The 4,321-nt window shown below is 65.7% G+C and carries 7 protein-coding genes and 1 tRNA gene; 7 read left to right on the forward strand and 1 reads right to left on the reverse strand.

Going from position 1 to position 4,321, the window contains the following annotated elements:
• Positions 1–215, reverse strand: a 215-nt coding sequence (locus HC022_RS20110; protein WP_167453603.1) for a PleD family two-component system response regulator, incomplete at its 3' end; no start/stop codon positions are given.
• Positions 216–317: 102 nt separating this feature from the next.
• On the opposite strand from HC022_RS20110, the gene HC022_RS20115 reads away from it, so the two are divergent.
• The 7 genes from HC022_RS20115 to HC022_RS20145 all read left to right on the forward strand — a co-directional run.
• Positions 318–602 carry a DUF3572 domain-containing protein gene (locus tag HC022_RS20115; protein WP_008883653.1) on the forward strand — a complete coding sequence of 95 codons (285 nt, stop codon included), beginning with the start codon at positions 318–320 and terminating at the stop codon, positions 600–602.
• Entirely contained in the window at positions 599–1,297 is a 699-nt protein-coding gene (locus HC022_RS20120; RefSeq protein WP_089955101.1) for an HAD family hydrolase, read from the forward strand. The genes HC022_RS20115 and HC022_RS20120 overlap by 4 nt, the downstream gene beginning before the upstream one ends.
• A gap of 88 nt (positions 1,298–1,385) precedes the next feature.
• Entirely contained in the window at positions 1,386–2,003 is a 618-nt protein-coding gene (locus tag HC022_RS20125) for a heme NO-binding domain-containing protein (RefSeq protein ID WP_167453604.1), read from the forward strand.
• Positions 2,000–2,989 carry a GGDEF domain-containing protein gene (locus HC022_RS20130; RefSeq protein WP_167453605.1) on the forward strand — a complete coding sequence of 330 codons (990 nt, stop codon included), beginning with the start codon at positions 2,000–2,002 and terminating at the stop codon, positions 2,987–2,989. The genes HC022_RS20125 and HC022_RS20130 overlap by 4 nt, the downstream gene beginning before the upstream one ends.
• A gap of 81 nt (positions 2,990–3,070) precedes the next feature.
• A tRNA-Gln gene (locus HC022_RS20135) sits at positions 3,071–3,145 on the forward strand.
• Between the two features lie 191 nt (positions 3,146–3,336).
• Complete coding sequence (locus HC022_RS20140) at positions 3,337–3,891, forward strand: metallophosphoesterase (RefSeq protein WP_167453606.1); 555 nt, start codon at positions 3,337–3,339, stop codon at positions 3,889–3,891.
• 261 nt (positions 3,892–4,152) lie between these two features.
• The coding region (locus HC022_RS20145) for an AAA family ATPase (protein WP_167453607.1) at positions 4,153–4,321 on the forward strand (169 nt) is incomplete at its 3' end.

Here is a 4,321-nt window from a genome sequence, read left to right on the forward strand (position 1 = left end):
GGCAGCGCGCGGATCTGCTGGCAGAGCCCCTCTCCGGTCATGTCGGGCAGGTCGGCGGCGGCGATGATCAGGTCCGGGCGCTGCAGCCGCACCGAGAGCAGCGCGTCGGCGCCGGAGCCCGCCTGCAGCACCTCGTAATAGGCCGAGGACAGGCGGACCCGCAGCACGATGCGATTGGTCGGGACCCCGTCCACGATGAGTATGCGTCCTGTCATTGCCTGGGCCCCACCGTTCGTTTACGCAGGCTTCACGGCCCGCGTCCTGACGGGCAGTCTTCCTTGATAACGGTTAACAAACTCTTTCGGATTTGAGGTGACATGGTGCTGTCGCGGGATACCGCCGAACTGATCGGATTGCAGGCCGTGGCCTGGCTGGCCTCGAACGACGAGCTGCGGCCTGTCTTCCTGGGTGCCACCGGTGCCTCCGAAAGCGATTTCCGCGCCGGGCTCGAGGATCCCGAGTTCCAGGGCGCGGTGCTCGACTTCATCCTCATGGACGACGCCTGGGTGGCCGGGTTCTGCGAGGGGCTCGGGCTCGACCTAGACACGCCGCGCATGGCGCGGGCGATGCTGCCGGGCGGCGGCGAGGTCAACTGGACATGAGCCTGCGCGCCGACGCGGTGCTGTTCGACAAGGACGGCACGCTCTTCGAATTCGGCGCCACCTGGGATGCCTGGGGCCGTGCCGCGCTCGAGCATTTCTCCGAGGGGGATACCGAGGCGCTGCGGGCGCTGGCCGAGGTCTCGCGCTTCGACCTCGTGCGGGGCAGCTTCCGCGCCGACAGCCCGGTGATCGCCGGCACCAACCGCGAGGCGGCCGAGTGCCTCGCCTCGGCGATTCCCGGGCTCGATGCGGACGTGGTCGAGGCGCACATGGCGCTCACCGCGGCCGAGGCGCCGCTGGTCGAGGCGGTGCCGCTCGGCCCGCTGATGGCGCGGCTCGACGGGCTGGGCCTGCCGCTCGGCGTGATGACCAACGACGCGGAGCGCTCGGCCCGGGCGCACCTGCGCAGCGCCGGCATCGAATCCGCCTTCCGCTTCATCGCGGGCTTCGACAGCGGCCACGGCGCCAAGCCCGACCCGCGCCCGCTGCTGGCCTTCGCCGAGGCGGTGGGGCTGGCGCCCGCGCGCATCGTCATGGTGGGCGACAGCCCGCACGACCTCTCTGCCGGGCGCGCCGCGGGAATGCAGACCGTGGGCGTCACCACCGGCCCGATACCCGCCGAGGCGCTGGCGCCGCTCGCCGACGCGGTGTTGCCAGACATCGGGCACCTGCCGGGCTGGCTTGGCGCCGCCTGAGGGCATTTCGCTAAAATCTTCGCTCTTACGGCATTCTTAAGCCCTGCCTGCCAGTCTGCCCGAAGCAACAGGCAAGCGGGACAAGCCGATGCACGGGCTGATCGCCAGGACACTCCAGTGTTTCCTGCAGGACAACTATGGATATGCCGCATGGCAGGACATCGCCCGCCGCGCCCGGTTCGAGGCGGCGGAATTCGAGGCGATGCTCGATTACGACATGGTGACGGTCGAGCAGGTGCTCGACGGCGCGGTGGTGCATCTCGGCAAGCCGCGCGAGGTGATCCTCGAGGATATCGGCACCTATCTCATCACCCATTCCAACAACGAGGGGCTGCGCCGGCTGATGCGCTACGGCGGCGTCGACTTCATCGAGTTCCTGCATTCGCTCGAGGATCTGCCGGGCCGCGCCCAGCTTGCCGTGGCCGATCTCGACCTGCCGGTGCTCGAGCTGGGCGATGATTCCCCGGGCGCGTTCGTGCTTGCCTGCCAGGCGGGCCAGCGGTCGCTGCCGGGCTTCGGATACGTGCTGGTGGGGGTGCTGCGGGCAATGGCGGACGACTATGGCGCGCTGGTGATCCTCGATCATCAGGGCATCCTGGAAGAGGCCGAGATCATCGGCATCACCGTGGTCGAGACTGATTTCGCCGAGGGGCGGGATTTCGACCTCGCTGCGGCCCCGGCCGTCCGGCGCGAGGCGGCTTCGTGATCCTGCCCTCCGATACTCTCGACGCGCTCTGCCCGATGCACATGCACATCGGCGCCGACGGCGGCGTTCGGCGCATGGGCCCGACGCTGCGCAAGCTGATGGAGGGCGCCGCGGGCGAGGGCGCCCAGTTCGCCGAGATGATGGACGTGTTCCGCCCGCGCCGGGCCGGCACCGTACCCGACCTGCTTGCGCTTTCGGGGCGGCGGCTGCAGCTGCGGCTCTGCCGGGGCTCGCAGATGGTGCTCAAGGGGCTCGCCATGCCTGACGGGCAGGGCGGGGTGATCGTGAACATGTCCTTCGGAATCGCGGTGGTCGACGCGGTGCGTGAGCATGCGCTCACCAGCACCGATTTCGCCGTCACCGACCTCGCCATCGACATGCTCTACCTGGTCGAGGCCAAGTCCGCCGCCTTCGAGGCCTCGCGCACGCTCAATCGCCGTCTGCAGGGGGCGATGCTGGCCGCCGAGCAGCGCGCCTACACCGACACGCTCACCGGCCTGAGGAATCGCCGTGCGCTCGACCACGTGCTGCAGCGCCTTCTGCTCGAGGGCGGGAACTTCGCGCTGCTGCACATCGACCTCGACTACTTCAAGCAGGTGAATGACACCCATGGCCACGCGGCGGGAGACCGGGTGCTGCAGGCGGTGGCGCGAGTCATGCTCGAACTGACCCGCAAGGACGACACGGTGGCGCGCATCGGCGGTGACGAGTTCGTGATCCTGCTTGTCGGTCTGACCGACCGGGTTCGACTCTCTGCACTGGCCGAGCAACTGATTCACCGGATCGAGCGCCCGATTCCCGTCGAGGACGTCGAATGCCGCGTCTCGGCAAGCATCGGGATCGCCTTCGGCGCGCCGAAAACGGGCGCTCGTCCCGGCGCGGAAGAGCTCATGGAACGCGCGGATTCAGCGCTTTACAGGGCGAAAAGGCAGGGCCGCGCACAACATGCCTTCGACGAACCGACCCCCGTCGAAGGCCTCCGTTAGCCCTCCCGAAAATATGTCAGATTTTTTGCATTTTCGGGTCTTGCTCCCCGCGAACGGGTAGCGTAAACCCCGCGCCACGGTTGGGGTGTAGCCAAGTGGTAAGGCAACGGTTTTTGGTACCGCGTACCGTAGGTTCGAATCCTACCACCCCAGCCAGTTCTTCCTGTTGTGACATTCGCCGAAGATTGGAACCTATCCGGTCCAACTTGGCATCTTGCTCGGGCAAGACTGGCATCTGCTGACATTCCGAACCTCTCACCGTCCAGAATCCTTCCGAACTAACAGGCATTTGCGCCGGTGTGAGCTCGTCCCTAAACTGTGGTCTGACGAGCACGGAGGGCACAGATATGGCCAACTGGTATTCGGCCGACCTACACTTCGGCCACCACCGCATCATCGACTTCTGCAAGCGCCCCTTCGCCTCAACGGCAGAGATGAACGCGACCCTGATTGGCAACTTTCAGGCCTGCGTCGCGCACGATGATGACCTCTGGATCTTGGGAGATTTCGCCTTCGGTCGCGCTGATGATACGGCACAGTTCGAGAGCTGGTTTCACAGCCTGCCCGGCCGCAAGCATCTGATCATCGGCAACCACGACGACGAAGCAGTAATCTCGCTCCCCTGGGCCAGCACAGAGTACATGGCCGAGATCCAGGATGGCGACTATAGCCTCGTCCTCTGCCACTATCCGATGATCACTTGGAACGGCGCACGCAGAGGCGCCCTACAGCTGTTCGGCCACGTCCACGACCAATGGGCAGGCTCGCGAAACAGCATAAATGTCGGCGTCGACCAGTGGGATTTTCGACCGATCCAGATTGGGGAAATGGCAAAGCGGGCAGCCCGCATGCCCGTTAACAAGCATTGGGCGGATGTCGAACATGGAAACGAGCTTCCGTAGACCAATTGAACGGTTGGCATCTCGGACCAGCTGGTTGAGCGATCGCATGGTGAGCAAGAGCTCGGAGGTTCGATCTCGCAAGGACAGCTCGCATCCGTGTTGAAAAGCACCAGATAGTTCTGCCTTTCTCGTCAGAGCATTTGCCTCTGTCGTGCAGACGGGTGCTGTTTTCCTTGCGAAAATCCATGCCGCCTTGATCCGCGCCTTTTGGGCGTGTCGATCGCTGCGCAGTTCTCCCCCAGTAACATCCGAGGATGGCCCATGAGCGACCAGTTCTTCGTCGTGACGGGCGGTCCCGGTGTGGGCAAGACCAGCCTGATCACCGAGCTCGCCCGTCGCGGCTTTCACACGAACCCCGAATCCGGCCGCGCGATCATTCGCGAGGAGATGGCGCGCGGCGGAGACGCCCTCCCCTGGGCGGACCGCATGG

It is taken from the genome of Salipiger sp. HF18, from assembly GCF_011806505.1.
In the GTDB taxonomy this organism is placed as follows: domain Bacteria; phylum Pseudomonadota; class Alphaproteobacteria; order Rhodobacterales; family Rhodobacteraceae; genus Salipiger; species Salipiger thiooxidans.

Excerpts from the sequence above, each read along its gene's own strand:
- HC022_RS20115 (WP_008883653.1), top strand. The coding sequence starts at position 318 with ATGGTGCTGTCGCGGGATACCGCCGAACTGATCGGATTGCAGGCCGTG.
- HC022_RS20120 (WP_089955101.1), top strand. The coding sequence starts at position 599 with ATGAGCCTGCGCGCCGACGCGGTGCTGTTCGACAAGGACGGCACGCTC.
- HC022_RS20125 (WP_167453604.1), top strand. The coding sequence starts at position 1,386 with ATGCACGGGCTGATCGCCAGGACACTCCAGTGTTTCCTGCAGGACAAC.
- HC022_RS20140 (WP_167453606.1), top strand. The coding sequence starts at position 3,337 with ATGGCCAACTGGTATTCGGCCGACCTACACTTCGGCCACCACCGCATC.